Annotated in this window: 17 protein-coding genes; 14 read left to right on the top strand and 3 right to left on the bottom strand. The window is 60.8% G+C overall.

From position 1 onward, the window contains the following. The first annotated feature begins 9 nt into the window (after positions 1-9). Positions 10-1,122, top strand: a complete 1,113-nt coding sequence (asd, locus tag NPS29_RS01230) for an aspartate-semialdehyde dehydrogenase (protein WP_274130189.1) — start codon at positions 10-12, stop codon at positions 1,120-1,122. Between the two features lie 797 nt (positions 1,123-1,919). Here the strand turns inward: asd and NPS29_RS01225 are convergent. Both NPS29_RS01225 and NPS29_RS01220 read right to left on the bottom strand, forming a co-directional pair. Continuing rightward, a complete protein-coding gene (locus tag NPS29_RS01225) occupies positions 1,920-2,246 on the bottom strand; it encodes a hypothetical protein (RefSeq protein WP_274130188.1) in 327 nt (108 codons plus the stop codon). An 83-nt stretch (positions 2,247-2,329) separates the two neighbouring features. Next, complete coding sequence (locus NPS29_RS01220; RefSeq protein ID WP_274130187.1) at positions 2,330-3,241, bottom strand: LysR substrate-binding domain-containing protein; 912 nt, start codon at positions 3,239-3,241, stop codon at positions 2,330-2,332. 119 nt (positions 3,242-3,360) lie between these two features. Between NPS29_RS01220 and NPS29_RS01215 the strand changes: the two genes are divergently transcribed. The 9 genes from NPS29_RS01215 to pstB all read left to right on the top strand — a co-directional run bounded on the left by NPS29_RS01215 (position 3,361) and on the right by pstB (position 11,641). Further along, positions 3,361-4,485 (top strand): NAD(P)/FAD-dependent oxidoreductase, encoded by a 1,125-nt coding sequence (locus NPS29_RS01215; protein WP_274130186.1) that lies wholly within the window; start codon positions 3,361-3,363, stop codon positions 4,483-4,485. Continuing rightward, on the top strand, positions 4,475-4,816 hold the full coding sequence (locus NPS29_RS01210; protein WP_274130185.1) for a (2Fe-2S)-binding protein: 342 nt from the start codon (positions 4,475-4,477) through the stop codon (positions 4,814-4,816). Before NPS29_RS01215 ends, NPS29_RS01210 begins: the two co-directional genes overlap by 11 nt. Next, positions 4,809-6,233 carry an FAD-dependent oxidoreductase gene (locus NPS29_RS01205; RefSeq protein WP_274130184.1) on the top strand — a complete coding sequence of 475 codons (1,425 nt, stop codon included), beginning with the start codon at positions 4,809-4,811 and terminating at the stop codon, positions 6,231-6,233. The genes NPS29_RS01210 and NPS29_RS01205 overlap by 8 nt, the downstream gene beginning before the upstream one ends. After that, a complete protein-coding gene (locus tag NPS29_RS01200) occupies positions 6,230-6,586 on the top strand; it encodes a RidA family protein (RefSeq protein ID WP_274130183.1) in 357 nt (118 codons plus the stop codon). Before NPS29_RS01205 ends, NPS29_RS01200 begins: the two co-directional genes overlap by 4 nt. 133 nt (positions 6,587-6,719) lie before the next feature. After that, positions 6,720-7,496, top strand: coding sequence for an ABC transporter substrate-binding protein (locus NPS29_RS01195; protein WP_274130182.1), 777 nt, complete (start codon positions 6,720-6,722; stop codon positions 7,494-7,496). Positions 7,497-7,901: 405 nt separating this feature from the next. Next, the gene (gene pstS, locus NPS29_RS01190; protein WP_274130181.1) at positions 7,902-8,918 is read left to right on the top strand and encodes a phosphate ABC transporter substrate-binding protein PstS; all 1,017 of its coding nucleotides are present in this window, start codon (positions 7,902-7,904) and stop codon (positions 8,916-8,918) included. 73 nt (positions 8,919-8,991) lie between these two features. Then, positions 8,992-9,987 carry a phosphate ABC transporter permease subunit PstC gene (gene pstC / locus NPS29_RS01185; RefSeq protein ID WP_274130180.1) on the top strand — a complete coding sequence of 332 codons (996 nt, stop codon included), beginning with the start codon at positions 8,992-8,994 and terminating at the stop codon, positions 9,985-9,987. Beyond that, positions 9,984-10,862, top strand: coding sequence for a phosphate ABC transporter permease PstA (gene pstA / locus NPS29_RS01180; RefSeq protein WP_274130179.1), 879 nt, complete (start codon positions 9,984-9,986; stop codon positions 10,860-10,862). Before pstC ends, pstA begins: the two co-directional genes overlap by 4 nt. Next, a complete protein-coding gene (pstB, locus tag NPS29_RS01175; protein ID WP_274130178.1) occupies positions 10,862-11,641 on the top strand; it encodes a phosphate ABC transporter ATP-binding protein PstB in 780 nt (259 codons plus the stop codon). Before pstA ends, pstB begins: the two co-directional genes overlap by 1 nt. Before the next feature lie 262 nt (positions 11,642-11,903). On the opposite strand, the gene NPS29_RS01170 is transcribed toward pstB, so the two are convergent. Continuing rightward, positions 11,904-12,836 (bottom strand): LysR family transcriptional regulator, encoded by a 933-nt coding sequence (locus tag NPS29_RS01170; protein WP_274130176.1) that lies wholly within the window; start codon positions 12,834-12,836, stop codon positions 11,904-11,906. A 1,206-nt stretch (positions 12,837-14,042) separates the two neighbouring features. Here NPS29_RS01170 and NPS29_RS01165 point away from each other — a divergent pair. From NPS29_RS01165 to NPS29_RS01150, 4 genes are all read left to right on the top strand, one after another. Further along, positions 14,043-14,843: a glucose 1-dehydrogenase gene (locus NPS29_RS01165; RefSeq protein ID WP_274130175.1), complete on the top strand. Its 801-nt coding sequence runs from the start codon at positions 14,043-14,045 to the stop codon at positions 14,841-14,843. A gap of 12 nt (positions 14,844-14,855) precedes the next feature. Further along, the gene (locus tag NPS29_RS01160) at positions 14,856-15,065 is read left to right on the top strand and encodes a DUF2945 domain-containing protein (RefSeq protein WP_274130174.1); all 210 of its coding nucleotides are present in this window, start codon (positions 14,856-14,858) and stop codon (positions 15,063-15,065) included. A gap of 148 nt (positions 15,066-15,213) precedes the next feature. Further along, positions 15,214-15,708, top strand: coding sequence for a type VI secretion system amidase effector protein Tae4 (locus tag NPS29_RS01155; protein ID WP_274130173.1), 495 nt, complete (start codon positions 15,214-15,216; stop codon positions 15,706-15,708). Continuing rightward, positions 15,705-16,154: a type VI secretion system amidase immunity protein Tai4 gene (locus NPS29_RS01150; protein WP_425312422.1), complete on the top strand. Its 450-nt coding sequence runs from the start codon at positions 15,705-15,707 to the stop codon at positions 16,152-16,154. The genes NPS29_RS01155 and NPS29_RS01150 overlap by 4 nt, the downstream gene beginning before the upstream one ends. Position 16,155: the final 1 nt, after the last annotated feature.

The following is a 16,155-nucleotide window of genomic DNA, read 5'->3' as shown; positions in this document are numbered from 1 at the left end:
GTAGTTGCGATGAAACGTGTAGGTCTGGTCGGTTGGCGCGGTATGGTTGGTTCCGTGCTCATGCAGCGCATGCTGGAAGAGCAGGATTTCGATCTCATTGAGCCGGTTTTTTTCACCACCTCCAACGTCGGCGGCCAAGGCCCGTCGGTGGGCAAGGACATTGCGCCGCTCAAGGATGCCTACAGCATCGATGAGCTCAAGACCCTTGACGTGGTACTGACCTGCCAGGGCGGCGACTACACCAATGAGGTGTTCCCCAAGCTGCGTGAAGCGGGCTGGCAGGGTTACTGGATCGACGCGGCTTCTTCCCTGCGCATGCAGGACGACGCGGTCATCATCCTCGATCCGGTCAACCGCAAGGTCATCGACCAGCAACTGGACACCGGTACCCGGAACTTCATCGGCGGCAACTGCACCGTCAGCCTGATGCTGATGGGCCTGGGCGGCCTGTTCGAAGCCGGTCTGGTCGAGTGGATGAACGTCATGACCTACCAGGCGGCATCCGGTGCCGGTGCGCAGAACATGCGTGAACTGATCAAGCAGATGGGCGCGATCAATGCGTCGGTGGCCGACGATCTGGCCAATCCGGCCAGCGCGATTCTGGACATCGACCGCAAAGTGGCCGAAGCCATGCGCGGCGACAGCTTCCCGACCGAAAACTTCGGCGTGCCGCTGGCCGGCAGCCTGATCCCGTGGATCGACAAGGAACTGCCGAACGGCCAGAGCCGCGAAGAGTGGAAAGGCCAGGCGGAAACCAACAAGATCCTGGGCCGCTTCAAGAGCCCGATCCCGGTGGACGGCATCTGCGTGCGCATCGGCGCCATGCGTTGCCACAGCCAGGCGCTGACCATCAAGCTGAACAAAGACGTGCCGATCACTGACATCGAAGGGCTGATCAGCCAGCACAACCCGTGGGTCAAGCTGGTGCCGAACACCCGTGAAGCCAGCATCCAGGAACTGAGCCCGACCTCGGTGACCGGCACGCTGAACATTCCGGTGGGTCGTCTGCGCAAGCTGAACATGGGTTCGCAGTACCTGGGCGCGTTCACCGTGGGTGACCAGCTGCTGTGGGGCGCGGCCGAACCGCTGCGCCGCATGCTGCGTATCCTGCTGGAGCGTTGATTCGCAAGGTTTGATGCCTAAACAGAAAAACCGCCCTCAGGGGCGGTTTTTTGTTTTCACGCCTCCACTCCGGCGCCACTCGGGGGCATGCCATGATGGGCCATCCATGCCCAGGACTGGTACGGATGTAGTCACCTCAACCCTGTAGTAGCGCGCTTGCCGCGATAGCGTCCACAAGATCACCGACGCCGGCAAGCCGGACTGCTACGGATGACTTGTACTGGTCTTGTAGGAGCGCGCTTGCCCGCGATAGCGTCCACAAGATCGCCGACGCCGGCAAGCCTGACTGCTACGGATGTGGCTGACCTCACCCCTGTAGGAGTGAGCTTGCTCGCGATGACGCCTTTGAGATCGCTCCCGCCGGCAAGCCGTGCTGCTACGGGGCGGTGTACAACCAAAGATTTTGATTTTGATCTTCGTGCGCGATGGTCCAGGCGACACAGGACGCGACGTTAAGGCGCCAGGCCGAGCGCAGGCGTCGTGCAGGGGGATGAGCGGCAGGGATGCCGCTAGCCGTGCTGGCCATGGACGGCGCTCAGATGGACGGGATGGCGTGCCCCCGGAACGGCGCCGAAGTCGAGGGAAGTCCGAAGGACCCCAGCCTGTCGCAGGGCTTTTTTGGTTACTTTTTCAGCTCTTGGAAAAAGTGACCCGCCGTAAGGGCGGAAGGCACACTTCGCACCTCAGACACTACTGGATATACACCCGACAGAGCGTCACCCAACAACGCGGAGCGTCTTGAGCAATGTTCCCACGCGGAGCGTGGGAACCAGCGCCGGACCTGCAGCTACAGTTCCTTACTTGGCACCACTCCCACCACCCGAACCCGAGCTACCACCTGCACCACCGCCACTACCACCCATCCCGTTGCCATTACTCATCCCGCCACCCTGGCTGGTGCTGCCATTAGTGCCGTTATTCCCGCCCATGCCTTTGGTCCCAGGCGTGGAAGTCTTCGGTGAAGTCGTCGAGCCGTCAGTGTTCTGCCCCATGCTCGAACTCCCGGTACGCGGACTGTTGTTGTCCACCGGATCAGTAGGGCCGGTTGAGCCTGCGAACGCAGAACCCGCCGCAACACTCAGCAGGCCGGCAAGGGTCAAGGCAGTCAGTTTTTTGGTGATCATGATGTGAATCCCTTTTTGGTCATGGATACACATTGGTCTAACGTTCCCGCCCAGACGTGCAGTCATACCGACAGACGGTCAGCTCACGCCGTGAAGCGGTACGCCTTGGGCACATGACGCTCGATGAACGCCTGGGTGTGCTCCAGAAACGCCGTATGCAGCTTGGACACCGGACCGTGAACCGGCAGCAGCATCGCGAAATCCATCTCGATGGCAGGCTCGAACGGCTTGAACACGATGCTGCTGCCACGATAATTCACGGCGCTCAGGGCATCGACCAGGGCAACCCCCAGCCCATGCTCGACGAATTCGCACATCGGCTGCGACAACTGGGTTTCCAGACGCAGTTCGCGCTCGACGCCATGGGCGGCGAAGATCGTGTCGATCTGCTGGCGCGAGCCGATGGAGTGGGGATAGGAGATGAACGCCTCGCCGCGCAGGTCTTCGGGCACGATCACCGGCTTCTCGCACAGCGAGTGGGAAGCAGGCAGGGCGCACAGCATGCGGGTGGCGATCAACTGTTCCGAGCGCGGGCTGGGGTAGGTGTTGGGCAGCACGATGATGCCCAGGTCGCAGCGCTGGCCGACCATCAGCTCGATCACCTGCGCCGAAGAGTGGACGACCAGGGAAACGTGCACCCCCTCGTGTTCGGCCATGAACGAGGCAATGACGCGGGGCATGAAGATCAGGCCCATGGCCGGGGCGCAGGCAATGTGCAACGAACCGCGCTTGAGGCTGCGGATGTCCTGGGCAGTGCGGGCGATGCGTTCCACGCCGATCAGTGAGCGCTGCACTTCCTGGTACAGCGTCAAGGCTTCCGGTGTGGGCTGCAGCCGGCCCTTGACCCGGTCGAACAGCTCGAAGCCGATGTCCGCTTCAAGGCTTGCGATCAGTCGTGTCGCGGCGGGTTGCGAGATGTGCAGCATCTCGGCTGCACGGGTGACGGTCTGACCGAGAATCACTGCACGAAAAGCTTCCAGCTGTCGTAGATTCATCCTGAATTCCATAACGAAAGAACATGACCGGCAGACAATAAAGCATTTTTCACGCCATTGTCTGGCCACTAGGATCGGTGGTGTCGGAATTCACAGCCAGGCAGGCCGGGTAGTTGTACATGGACAAGACAGATGTAATTGTCGTCGGTGGCGGTTTGGTGGGTATGTCCATTGCGTATGGACTGGCACTGGCCGGACGCCGCGTCACCGTGCTTGACGAAGGTGATGACGCATTGCGCGCCGCCCGTGGCAACTTTGGCCTGCTCTGGGTTCAGGGCAAGGGCTATCGCAACAGCCCGTATGCCAGCTGGACCCGTCAATCCGTGGCACTTTGGCCGCGTCTGAATGAACTGCTCCACGCTGACACCGGCATCGACCTGCACCTGCGTCAGCCTGGCGGCTTCCAGTTGTGCATGGACGATGCCGAGCTTGCCGAAGAAACCCGTCGCCTGAACTGGTTGCGCGATGCCTTTGGCGGCGACTATCCCTTCGAATTGCTGGACCCCGCACAGTTGAAGAAGCGCCTGCCCGGTGTCGGACCGGGTGTCGTGGGCGCCTGCTATTCGCCCATGGATGGCCACGTCAACCCGCTCAAACTGCTGCGCGCATTATATGTAGCGTGCCGCGCCCGTGGCGTGGTCATCGTCAATGGCCAGAGCGTGAACGCCATCGATCAGTGCGTTAACGGGTTCGAAGTGCGCACCGCCGAACATCGCTTCAATGCCGAATACCTGGTGCTCGCAGCGGGGCTGGGCAACCGCCAGCTGGGCGCGATGCTCGGCATGGAGGTGCCGGTGCGGCCCAATCGCGGGCAGATCCTGGTTACCGAACGCTTGCAGCCGTTCCTGCATTACCCCACCACATACGTACGCCAGACTGACGAAGGCACGGTGCAACTGGGCGACTCGCTGGAGGCCACCGGCTTCGATGACCGCACCAGCAGCCCGGTAATGGCCGAGATCGCGGCCCGCGCCGTCAAATGCTTCCCGCGCCTTGAAAACGTCAGGATGGTCCGGGCCTGGGGCGCGTTGCGCGTGCTCAGCGCCGATGGCTACCCGATCTACGAAGCGGCCCATGACAGCCCCGGCGCGTTCGTCGTGACCTGCCATAGCGGCGTGACCCTGGCCGCCGCTCACGCCTTGCGACTGGCGCCGTGGATCGCAGGCGAGCTTGACGAGCCGGCCATCGCACCCTTCAACCTGGCCCGGTTCAAGGATTTACGCGAGGTGCGCTATGCCCACTGACGCCTTGTTTCGCCGTATGCAGCAGAGCGGACGGCAGGTGCGCATCGAATTCGAAGGCCGGTCGTTGAACGTCCCGGCGGACGTCTCGCTGGCCGCCGCGTTGCTGCTCCACGACGTCGGCCACACCCGCGAAAGCGCGGTCAACGGCAGGCCCGGCGCGCCCTATTGCATGATGGGCGTGTGTTTCGAATGCCTGATGGAGGTCGACGGTCAGGCCAACGCACAGGCCTGTCTGATTGAAGTGGCGGACGGCATGTCGGTCCGTCGTCAGCGTGGGGCGCGGGATCTGATGATCGATCCGCAGCCGGACCAGGAGGTGGTCGATGAGTGATTCACGGGTGGACCTTATCGTCATCGGCGCAGGCCCTGCCGGCATAAGCGCGGCACTCGAGGCCGCAGCCCAGGGGCTCAAGGTGATATTACTCGATGAGCAACGCCAGCCCGGCGGACAGATCTATCGCAATGTCGGGCAGGCCGACGAGCGCAGCCGCAAGATACTCGGCGCGGACTACAGGGCCGGCAAGCAGCTGGTGCAGGCATTGCTCGCCAGTGAGGTGCGCTACGTGCCCAATGCCGCAGTGTGGCAGGTGACGGACGAGCATCGGGTGCATGTGCTGCTCAATGGCAATGCCCGGGTGCTGCAAGGTCGCCAGATCCTGATCGCCACCGGCGCCATGGAGCGCCCCATGCCCATCCCCGGCTGGACCTTGCCTGGCGTGATGACCGCAGGTGCCGGGCAGATTCTCTTGAAAAGCGCGGCGATGGTGCCCCAGGGGCCCGTGGTGCTGGCGGGCTGCGGACCGTTGCTGTATTTGCTCGCGGTGCAGTACATGCGCGCCGGGATTCACATCGAAGCCCTGGTCGACACCAGTGGCCGCCGCGAAGCCTTCAGGCACGGCCGGCAACTGCGCGCGGCACTGGCCGGCTGGCCGGATCTGCTCAAAGGCGTGTCGTTGCTGGCCAGGCTCAAGTGGGCGGGCGTGCGGCATTACCGCGCTGCGCGCAACTTGCGGATAGAGGGCGAACGGCGCGCCGAGGCGCTGAGCTTCGACAGCGAAGGGCAGTCGCACAAGGTCTGGGCCTCGCTGATTCTGCTGCATCAGGGCGTGGTGCCCAATACCCAGATCAGCCAGTCCCTGCGCGCTGAACACGACTGGGATGAACAGCAGCTGTGTTGGGTCGCTCGCCGTGACAGCTGGGGCGAAACCAGCGTTTCCGGGATTTTCATTGCCGGTGATGGCGCAGCGATTGGCGGTGCGAAGGCGGCTGCGAGCCAGGGGCGTCTGGCGGCGCTGGCCATCGCCCATCGCCTGCACAGGCTCGATGAACTGAAGCTGACCTCACTCGCCCAGCCCTGGCAGCGGCGGCTGCGCCGACAAATCGCGGCGCGCCCGTTGATCGATGCCCTGTATCGCCCGCAATCGCCGAACCGCATCCCCGAGGACGACACCATCGTCTGTCGCTGCGAAGAAGTCAGCGCTGGCGCGATTCGCAGCTATGTCGACCTCGGCTGCCTGGGCCCCAATCAGACCAAGGCCTTCGGCCGCTGCGGCATGGGCCCTTGCCAGGGCCGGCAGTGCGGGCTGAGCGTCACCGAGATCATCGCCGAGCACCGCAAGGTCGCTGCCGGCCAAGTGGGTTACTACCGCATTCGTCCCCCTCTGAAACCCATCACCCTGGGCCAGATGGCGGGCGAGCGTGAGTTCGATCTGTCTGTTTTTTCACCCTTGAAAAGGATTCCGTCATGAGCACCCCGATTCAACGCATCGAAAGCAACCCACGCCTGAGCCGCAGCGTGGTGCACAACGGCGTGGCATACCTGGCCGGCATCGTCGCCGCCGATTGCACCCAGGACATCCGTGGCCAGACCCGTCAGGTGCTGGCCCGTGTCGACGAGCTGCTGGCGGCCTCTGGCAGCGACAAGAGCCGCCTGCTCAGCGTGCAGATCTGGATGAAAGACATGACCGCCGATTTCGCCGGCATGAATGAAACCTGGAGCGCCTGGGTCGATGCCACCCAGACCCCGGCACGGGCGACCTGCCAGGTGCAGTTCGACGACCCTGAAATTCTCGTGGAGATCATCGTCACCGCGGCGCTTTAAGCGTTGCAGGGCAGGGCGTCGTCCTTCGGGAATCAAGAACGCCCGCCCACCGTTCACATTGCTGCTGCCATAACGGGCGCTGTCCTGAATCCAGGGGCGTGCCCGACCTGAACAACATCGTTTGGAGCTTTGCATGAACATCAAGACCCTCATTGGTACCCTGAGCCTGGCCTCTGTGCTGGCCTTCAACGCCCATGCCGCTGACGCCCCTCTGAAGCTGGGGATCGAGGCTGCTTACCCGCCATTCGCCTCCAAGACCGCCGACAACCAGATCGTGGGCTTCGACTACGACATCGGCCAGGCCCTCTGCGCCGAGATGAAGGTGAAGTGCGAGTGGAAGGAAAACGAGTTCGACGGGCTGATCCCGGCGCTCAAGGTGAAGAAGGTCGATGCGATCATCTCTTCGATGTCGATCACCCCTGAGCGGATGAAATCGGTGGACTTCACCAACCGCTACTACCGCATTCCGGCGCGTCTGGTGGTGCGCAAGGACAGCGGCATCACCGAGGTTCCTGCCCAGCTCAAAGGCCTGCGCATCGGCGTGCAGCGCTCCACCAACTTCGAGCGCTACGTGACCGACAAATTCGTTCCCGCCGGCGCCACCATCGTCAGCTACGCCTCCCAGAGCGAAGTGTTCCTGGACCTGCTGGGCGGGCGCATCGACGCCACCATGGCAAGCTCGGTGGCTATCGACGAAGCATTGCTGAAGAAGCCTGAAGGCAAGGACTACACCTTCGTGGGCCCTGCGTTCACCGAAGAACAGTATTTCGGCACCGGCATAGGCGTGGCCGTGCGCAAGGGCGATCCGTTGCAGGAGCGCTTCAACCAGGCCCTGGCCAGCATCCGTGCCAACGGCACCTACGCGAAGATCGAGAAAAAGTACTTCGATTTCGATATTTACGGGGAGTGAGGCAGGGGGCTTTCCACGCTCGATCAGCTTCGCTGCAAAACTTCGACACACTTAAGCGGAACGAGGTGTTCGTCAAATGACGGTGAATCTCCTGCAAGCCCCGCCAGCCGTGGCTTGCAAGAAACATAACTGTCATAAACAGGCGAAAAATCACCTCTGAAATGCCCACTGAATGACGAAATGTGGCGCATTGCTATTAATTTCTCGAAAACTAGACAACCCCCGGTTTCTCCAATGAAACCGGGGGTTTTGCGTTTACACGCTGTAGGAAAATGCCTACGAAAATCTCCAGATTTGGCGGTCTGTCCCCGGACTGTCATCAAACAGAAATGTTTCGGGTTTTAAATCTGCATCGGGTCTTCAAGTGCGACCACAAATACACATTCTCTTTGTTGAGGTATTGCCGTGAATCTGCTGACAAAAACACGCCTGTCACTCCTGCTGGCTTCGATGGCCCTGTCCGGAATGGCACACGCTACGGACGTCACTGGTGCTGGTTCGAGCTTCGTGTTCCCAGTCATCTCCAAATGGGCGACCGAGTACAGCGCAAAATCCGGCAACAAGGTGAACTATCAGTCGATCGGTTCGGGCGGCGGTATCGCTCAGATCAAGGCAGCCACCGTTGACTTCGGTGCCTCCGACGCCCCTCTGAAAGCTGAAGACCTGCAGGCCAGTGGCCTGGGTCAGTTCCCAAGCGTTATCGGCGGTATCGTTCCAGTGATCAACGTTGAAGGCGTTGAAACCGGCAAGCTGGAACTGAGCGGCAAAGTCCTGGCTGACATCTTCCAGGGCAAAATCACCAAGTGGAACGATCCAGCGATCGTTGCGCTGAACAAGGGCCTGAAGCTGCCAGAAACCGCGATCACCGTGGTTCACCGTTCGGACGGTTCGGGTACTTCGTTCAACTTCACCAACTACCTGAGCAAAGTCAGCCCTGACTGGAAAGCAGGTCCTGGCGAAGGTTCGGCCGTTCAATGGCCAGTCGGTGTGGGTGGCAAGGGTAACGAAGGTGTGGCTGCTTACGTGAAGCAGATCAAAGGTTCGATCGGCTACGTCGAATTCGCCTACGCCAAGACCAACAACATCTCCTACGCCAAGCTGGAAAACGCTGCCGGCAAGACCGTCGAGCCTAGCGCCAAATCGTTCGCCGCTGCTGCTGCCACCGCTGACTGGGCAAGCGCCAAGGACTTCAACCTGATCATGACCAACGCCCCGGGCGCTGAAGCATGGCCAATCACTGCGACTACCTGGATCATCATGTACAAGCAGCCGAAGAAGGCTGAAGAAAGCAAGGCTGCTTTCGACTTCTTCAAATGGTCCCTGGAAAACGGTCAGGCTCACGCCGAGTCGCTGGAATACGTACCACTGCCTAAAGAGCTGGTCGCCAAGATCGAAACCTACTGGAAGTCCGAGTTCAAATAAGAACTCGACGTTATCCGGCTTGCCCCTGTCACCGAGCGCTCGGTGACAGGGTTTCCTTTCGAGTGGACCCACCATGACTGAAAACACCCAATATATGTCCGCTGTCATTCCGGATGCGATTTCCGAGAGCGAAAAACGCGCGGCCCGCGATCACCGACACGACGCCTGGTTCAGGCGCACGATGATGGGAGCGGCTCTGTTGGTGCTGCTGTTGCTGGCGAGCATCGCCGGCTCGACACTCTGGGGCGGAGCCCTGGCGTTCAAGACTTTTGGTTTCGAATTTCTTACCAGTACTGAATGGGATGCGGTCAACGGCCACTTTGGCGCGTTGGTTCCGATCTACGGCACCTTGGTGACATCCTTTCTCGCGCTGCTGATCGCGGTTCCCGTGAGTTTCGGCATCGCGATTTTTCTGACTGAAGTGGCGCCGCCGTGGTTGCGGATGCCGATTGCCTCTGCCGTCGAACTGCTGGCAGGCATTCCTTCGATCATCTACGGCATGTGGGGCCTGTTCGTGTTCGGTCCGTTCATGGCGGCCTACCTGGCTCCGTGGATCAACGACAATCTGGGCGCACTGCCTCTGATCGGCCCGGTCTTCCAGGGCCCGCCTCTGGGTATCGGCATGCTGACCGCCGGTATCGTGCTGGCGATCATGATCATCCCGTTCATCACCTCGGTCATGACCGAAGTGTTCCGCACCGTTCCGGTGGCTCTGAAAGAGTCTGCCTACGCTCTGGGCGGCACCACCTGGGAAGTGGTCTGGGACATCGTCCTGCCGTATACCCGCACAGCGGTGGTCGGCGGTATCTTCCTGGGTCTGGGTCGTGCTCTGGGTGAAACCATGGCGGTGACCTTCGTTCTGGGTAACGCCCACAACTTCTCAGCGTCGCTGATGATGCCAAGCAGCTCGATTGCTTCGGTGATCGCCAACGAATTCAGCGAGGCCTACACCGACCTGCATCGTTCCTCGCTGATCGCCCTGGGCTTCCTGCTGTTTGTCGTCACCTTCATCGTGCTGGCAATTGCCCGTCTGATGCTGTCTCGTCTGTCGCGCAAGGAGGGTGTATGAGCAAGGTCGATAACGAAAACCTGTACCGGATGCGCGCGCTGAAAAACAAGCTCGCGATGGTGTTGAGCTGCGGCGCGACCCTGTTCGGTCTACTGTGGCTGGTGTGGATCCTGATCACCACCATCGTCAACGGTTTCCAGGCGCTGAACCTGCGCCTGTTCACCGACATGACCCCGCCACCGGGCTCTGAGGGTGGCCTGGCCAACGCCTTTTACGGCAGCATCCTGATGTCCGGCATTGGCCTGTTGATCGGCACGCCTATCGGCCTGATGGCCGGCATCTGGCTGGCCGAGTTCGCTCGCCACACCAAGCTGGGTAACGCGGTTCGCTTCATCAACGACATTCTGCTGTCGGCGCCGTCCATCGTGCTGGGCCTGTTTGTCTACACCGCGGTGATCCTGCCGGTCAGTGCCTTGACCAACCACCAGGTCGGCTTCTCGGCATTCGCCGGTGCCCTGGCCCTGGCCCTGCTGGTGATCCCGGTCGTGGTGCGTACCACCGATGAAATGCTGCAACTGCAACCGGCGACCATGCGTGAAGCCGCGCTGGCGCTGGGCGTACCGCAGTGGAAACTGACCCTGCAGATCGTCCTGCGTGCCGCACGTGCCGGCGTCGTGACCGGTATCCTGCTGGCCCTGGCCCGCATCACCGGCGAAACCGCACCGCTGCTGTTCACGGCATTCGGTAACCAGTTCTGGAGCGGCAACCTGCTCAAGCCGATCGCCAGCATCCCGGTCGTGATCTTCCAGTACGCCATGAGCCCGTTCGATGACTGGCATTCCCTGGCGTGGGCCGGTGCCTTGATCATGACTCTGTTTGTACTGGTGCTGAGCCTCAGCTCCCGTCTCCTTCTTTTGCGCAATAGGGCGTCCTGATGAACAACCTCTCTCTGGCCGACGAAAAAACCAAAATCCAGGTACGCAACCTCGACTTCTACTACAACGGCCACCAGTCGTTGAAGTCCATCAACATGAACATCCCCGAGAAGCGCATCACTGCGATCATCGGGCCTTCGGGTTGCGGCAAGTCGACCATGCTGCGTGTATTCAACCGCATCTACTCGATGTACCCGAAACTGGAAGCCAAGGGCGAAGTGTTGCTCAACGGCGAAAACATCCTGGCCCCTGGCTACTCGATGAACCGCCTGCGCAGCCACGTCGGCATGGTGTTCCAGAAGCCGGTGCCGTTCCCGATGTCGATCTACGACAACATCTCGTACGCAGTGAAGCACCACGAGAAGCTGTCCCGTCGCGAGATGGAAGAGCGCGTGGAAGAAGCCCTGCGTGGCGCGGCGTTGTGGGATGAAGTCAAGGACAAGCTCAAGCAGAGCGCCCAGAGCCTGTCCGGCGGTCAGCAGCAGCGTCTGTGCATCGCCCGCACCATCGCCCTGCGTCCGCAGGTGTTGTTGCTGGACGAACCGACCTCGGCCCTCGACCCGATCTCCACCGGTCGTATCGAGCAGTTGATCACCGAGCTCAAAGAGCAGTTCACCGTGGTCATCGTGACGCACAACATGCAACAGGCCGCCCGTTGCTCGGACTACACCGCGTTCATGTTCCTGGGTGAACTGATCGAACACGGCGACACCGACACCATCTTCACCAAGCCGACCAAGACCCAGACCGAAGACTACATTACCGGTCGTTTCGGTTAAGGCCGAACCCCAGCGACGGCAAGGACGCCGTCACCTGTAGCAGCCGGGCTTGCCCGCGGGACGATCATGATGACGACCCCGCTGGCAAGCTTTTTTGCTATTGGGACGGGTCCTGTGCGAGGTTGCCTGACCTGGATCTGTGGGAGCGGGCTTGCCCGCGAAGGTGGTGGATGGACCACCACCAAATCGTCAGTGCGGACGTATTCGCGGGCAAGCCCGCTCCCACAGATTATTGACCTTGCCGCCGGATTCCATGACTGGCTCAACCCAACGGGACAGGGGGCACGGTGCTGTGGTCGCCCATGAACTGTTCCAGCCGCTTGCGCAGCCAGCGCTCGGCAGGGTCGGTGTCCATCACGCTCAGCCAGACCATCGACAACTCCAGGTTCGGCGTGATGAACGGCAACGGCTCGCCCTTCAACAATCCCGTCTTGTTCATCGCCAGGGTCAGGTGATCCGGCAGGTTGCACAACAGATCCGTCCCCTCCATCAACGCCGGCAACGTGCTGTATTGCGGCACCGACAGCACCGCCGTGCGCTTGCGCCCGATCGCTGCCAGCCATTCATCGGCGAAGCTTGAGATGTTCGCCACATGGGACACCACCACGTGGGGGCGCGAGCAGTATTCATCGAGAGTCAAGGGTTCGGGAGACTTGTCCGCCCGCACCACCATCGGCGCCACCGTGCGCAGCAGCTTGCGCTTGGCGTTTGCGGGCAATTCGCGGGTCAGGCAGACGCCCACCGTGATCTCGCCGGACATCAGCAATTCCGAGATATTCCAGTAGTTGACCTGCTTGATGACGATGACGATTCCCGGCGCCTCCTGGCGAATCGCCCGCAGCAGGGGCGGCAGCAGGCTGTATTCGACGTCATCGGACAGGCCGATGCGGAAGGTCATGTCGCTGCTGGCCGGATCGAAATCCCGGGTCAGGCTCAGGGCCACGGACATTGCGTCCAGCGCTGGCGAGAGGTGATTGATGATCTCGTTGGCGCGGGCCGTGGGTTCCATGCGATGGCCAACGCGAATGAACAGCGGGTCATTGAACAGTGCGCGCAGGCGATTGAGTGCGGCGCTGATGGTGGGTTGGCCGAGAAACAGTTTCTCGGCGGCACGGGTGACGTTGCGCTCCTGCATCAAGGTTTCGAACACCACCATCAGGTTGATATCGGCCTTGCGCAGTTCATTGCGATTCATAAAACGTCCCCGTTGCCGGCCGGTTTTTCAGCAGAACCGGCGAAATGATGGGTGACAGTTTATGGAGGGCGGTCTGCTGGCGTCCAGTGTGGGGTTGTGAACACGCCGGTTTGATGATCGTTTTGATGATCGTTCCCACGCTCTGCGTGGTAACGGCTGTCTTGGCGCTCCGCGTCTTGGGGTGACGCGAGAGTAGCGTGTATATCCGTTTCCTTGGGTGGTGCTGATTGCGCTTTCCGCCATTACGGCGGGTCACTTTTGGCATTCGCCCCAAAAGTAACCAAAAGGTCTTTGCGACAGGCTGGGCCCGACTGCGTCGGGTTCCCTCGACTCCGGCGCCGTTCCGGGGGCACGCCGTGATGGGCCGTCCCTGGCCCGCACGGCTTTCGCGGCTTCCTGCCGCTCATCCCCCTACACGACGCCTGCGCTCGGCCTGGCGCCTTGACGTCGCATTCTGGGGCGCCTGCACCATCGCGCGCGAAGATCAAAATCAAGATCAAAATCTAAAACACGCCACCGTCCCGTAGCAGCACGGCTTGCCGGCGGGAGCGATCTCAAGAACGCCATCGCGGGCAAGCGCGCTCCTACAAGATGATGATCGTTCCCACGCTCTGCGTGGTAACGGCTGTCTTGACGCTCCGCGTCTTGGGTGACGCGCGGATGAGGCGCATATCCGTTCGCGGCGGTGATGCTGATTCACCTTTGCGCCCTTACGGCGCGTTACTTTGTTTCGGCAAAGTAACCAAACCATTTGCGACAGGCTGGGCCCGACTGCGTCGGGTTCTCTCGACTCCGGCGCCGTTCCGGGGGCACGCCGTGATGGGCCTTCCCTGGCCCGCACGGCTTTCGTGGCTTCCTGCCGCTCATCCCCCTCCACGACGCCTGCGCTCGGCCTGGCGCCTTGACGTCGCGTTCTGCGGCGCCTGCACCATCGCGTACGAAGATCAAGATCAAGATCAAAATCTAAAACACGCCACCGTTCCGTAGCAGCACGGCTTGCCGGCGGGAGCGATTTCAAGGACGCCATCGCGGGCAAGCGCGCTCCTACAGACGTAGACACAAACGCGTAGCAGTCCGGCTTGCCGGCGTCGGCAATGTTGGATTCGCCCCCACCGCCAAGCCGAGCCGCGGCGGTGGGAGTTTTCTGAACTTAGCTTGAGCGCCATCAGTCAGCATCTACACGCTCATCACAAGGCTGAATACCCCATGCAGATTTCCTTGAAGGGCCAGGTCGCGTTGGTCACTGGTGCCAGTTCCGGTCTTGGCGCGGCGGCGGCGAAGGGGCTGGCGGACTCCGGTGCGGCGGTGGTGGTGAATTTCCATTCCCAGGCCGCGCCTGCTGAAAAGCTCGTCGATGAAATTCGCGCAGCCGGTGGCCAGGCGATTGCCGTGGGCGCCGATGTCTCGAAGGAAGAGGAGGTCGAGCAGCTCTTCGAGAAAACCATCGAGGCATTCGGCAGGCTCGACATCCTGCTGGCCAATTCCGGCCTGCAGCAGGACGCTGCCATCGACCAGATGACCCTGGAACAATGGAACACGGTCATCAACGTCAACCTCACCGGCCAGTTCCTCTGCGCCCGCGCGGCCTTGCGCCGGTTCGCCACGCAAGAGATCCGTCCCGACATTTCCCGCGCCCTGGGCAAGATCATCCACATGAGTTCAGTGCATCAGGTCATCCCCTGGGCCGGTCACGTCAACTATGCGGCGTCCAAGGGCGGGGTGGATCTGCTGATGCGCAGCATCGCTCAGGAAGTCGGCGAGCGGCGCATCCGCGTCAACAGCATCGCACCGGGCGCCATCCGCACGGCGATCAACACCAAGGCCACCTCAGGCGACGCCGAGAGCAAGCTACTCAAGCTGATCCCCTATGGCCGGGTCGGCGAGCCCGAGGATGTTGCCAACGCGGTGGTCTGGCTCGCCAGCGATGCCTCGGATTACATACACGGCGCAACCTTGTTCATCGACGGCGGCATGAGCCTCTACCCAGGCTTTCGCGACAACGGTTGAAGGAGCAGCATCATGAGTCACGCATTCAAGAAGGGCGACCACGTGCGGTGGAATTCCGATGTCGGGCACGTAGTGGGCGTCGTCACCCGGGTGATCACCCACGACGTCGAATTCATGGGCCGCCAGCGCCACGCCTCCAAAGAGCAGCCTCAGTACGAAGTCAAAAGCGACAAGACCGGCCACCTCGCGCTGCACAAGGAGGAGGCGCTGGAGAAGGTTTGACCGGATGTGGGATTTGATAAATGGCGTTGTAGGAAGATATATCGCGAGAGTGTAAGTCCTCTCCTGATTTTTTCTCGCCTCTTTTGCACGCCCAGATGCTTGATAGGTTGTCGGCTCTATCAATGTTCAGCATCAAGGATGGCCGACAATGCGACCCCTTTTCAGTTTTGCCTGGGCAGCATCTCAACGCATTTATGACCCTTCCAATTCAAGCGCTAAAGTCGCGCAGATGATTGGTGGAAACGTAGCGTTCAACATCAACAGCCCTGATCCAGCACTGCGGTGGACCAATACTTGCGCGGTCCGTATGAGTTACATCTTGAATGAGTCCGGTATGGTGATCCCACCCATTCTCAAAGAGACAGTTTCCGGTGCAGACAAACGGCAGTATTTCTACCGGGTCAGGAATCTGATCACATTTCTCGAAAGGCGTTGGGGGCAGCCCGAAATCATCAAGTATCCGACGTCTTCAGAGAGCATGGGGGATAGGAAAGGCCTGATACTTTTTGAAATTTCAGGATGGTCTGATGCGCAAGGCCACGCGACGTTGTTTAACGGACGTACTTGCTACGACCACTGCTACTTCAACCAGCCAGAGGCTCTGTACCGCACGGACAAGGCAAATTTCTGGAGCTTGCGATGAGCAAGCACTGGACTGTCGTCTTGGGCGTTTTGATGATCGGCGTCGGTACTTCTGTCTCCTCGGCTTCGGATCAAATCAGAAACTCCCCTCAAGCAGGTGGAAGGACGTACGCCCAAAATTACCGGGATATGGTTCTGGCTACTTGTATCGCCACTGCCTACAGAGGTGATGCCGATGCTGCCAAAGACGCGGGTAGTAGCGTGAGTGCGTTGCGAGACTGGACTTACTACGACATTGACGAGGCCTCGCACGCTATTCATGACCTGGTGAAGGATTATCTGGATCGTGACTATCACAACCCCGTTGTGGAGGCGGAAGTAAAGGGCGTTCGATTCGATCTGCTGAAGTGTCTGGATCTCTATCACAGTGACGAGTTAAAGGGGCAAGTGCAACGCTGGGTTTCTCCGCCGGATCATACCTATCGGCAAGACAACCCTCCTCGTTGAA

The organism is Pseudomonas putida (assembly GCF_028682175.1).
Lineage (GTDB): Bacteria > Pseudomonadota > Gammaproteobacteria > Pseudomonadales > Pseudomonadaceae > Aquipseudomonas > Aquipseudomonas putida_AD.
This window is presented reverse-complemented; position numbering and strand designations above follow the sequence as displayed.

Bases quoted from the DNA above. Each gene is read 5' to 3' on its own strand.
- asd (WP_274130189.1), top strand. From the start codon at position 10: ATGAAACGTGTAGGTCTGGTCGGTTGGCGCGGTATGGTTGGTTCCGTG.
- NPS29_RS01225 (WP_274130188.1), bottom strand. From the start codon at position 2,246: ATGATCACCAAAAAACTGACTGCCTTGACCCTTGCCGGCCTGCTGAGT.
- NPS29_RS01220 (WP_274130187.1), bottom strand. From the start codon at position 3,241: ATGAATCTACGACAGCTGGAAGCTTTTCGTGCAGTGATTCTCGGTCAG.
- NPS29_RS01215 (WP_274130186.1), top strand. From the start codon at position 3,361: ATGGACAAGACAGATGTAATTGTCGTCGGTGGCGGTTTGGTGGGTATG.
- NPS29_RS01210 (WP_274130185.1), top strand. From the start codon at position 4,475: ATGCCCACTGACGCCTTGTTTCGCCGTATGCAGCAGAGCGGACGGCAG.
- NPS29_RS01205 (WP_274130184.1), top strand. From the start codon at position 4,809: ATGAGTGATTCACGGGTGGACCTTATCGTCATCGGCGCAGGCCCTGCC.
- NPS29_RS01200 (WP_274130183.1), top strand. From the start codon at position 6,230: ATGAGCACCCCGATTCAACGCATCGAAAGCAACCCACGCCTGAGCCGC.
- NPS29_RS01195 (WP_274130182.1), top strand. From the start codon at position 6,720: ATGAACATCAAGACCCTCATTGGTACCCTGAGCCTGGCCTCTGTGCTG.
- pstC (WP_274130180.1), top strand. From the start codon at position 8,992: ATGACTGAAAACACCCAATATATGTCCGCTGTCATTCCGGATGCGATT.
- pstA (WP_274130179.1), top strand. From the start codon at position 9,984: ATGAGCAAGGTCGATAACGAAAACCTGTACCGGATGCGCGCGCTGAAA.
- pstB (WP_274130178.1), top strand. From the start codon at position 10,862: ATGAACAACCTCTCTCTGGCCGACGAAAAAACCAAAATCCAGGTACGC.
- NPS29_RS01170 (WP_274130176.1), bottom strand. From the start codon at position 12,836: ATGAATCGCAATGAACTGCGCAAGGCCGATATCAACCTGATGGTGGTG.
- NPS29_RS01165 (WP_274130175.1), top strand. From the start codon at position 14,043: ATGCAGATTTCCTTGAAGGGCCAGGTCGCGTTGGTCACTGGTGCCAGT.
- NPS29_RS01160 (WP_274130174.1), top strand. From the start codon at position 14,856: ATGAGTCACGCATTCAAGAAGGGCGACCACGTGCGGTGGAATTCCGAT.
- NPS29_RS01155 (WP_274130173.1), top strand. From the start codon at position 15,214: ATGCGACCCCTTTTCAGTTTTGCCTGGGCAGCATCTCAACGCATTTAT.
- NPS29_RS01150 (WP_425312422.1), top strand. From the start codon at position 15,705: ATGAGCAAGCACTGGACTGTCGTCTTGGGCGTTTTGATGATCGGCGTC.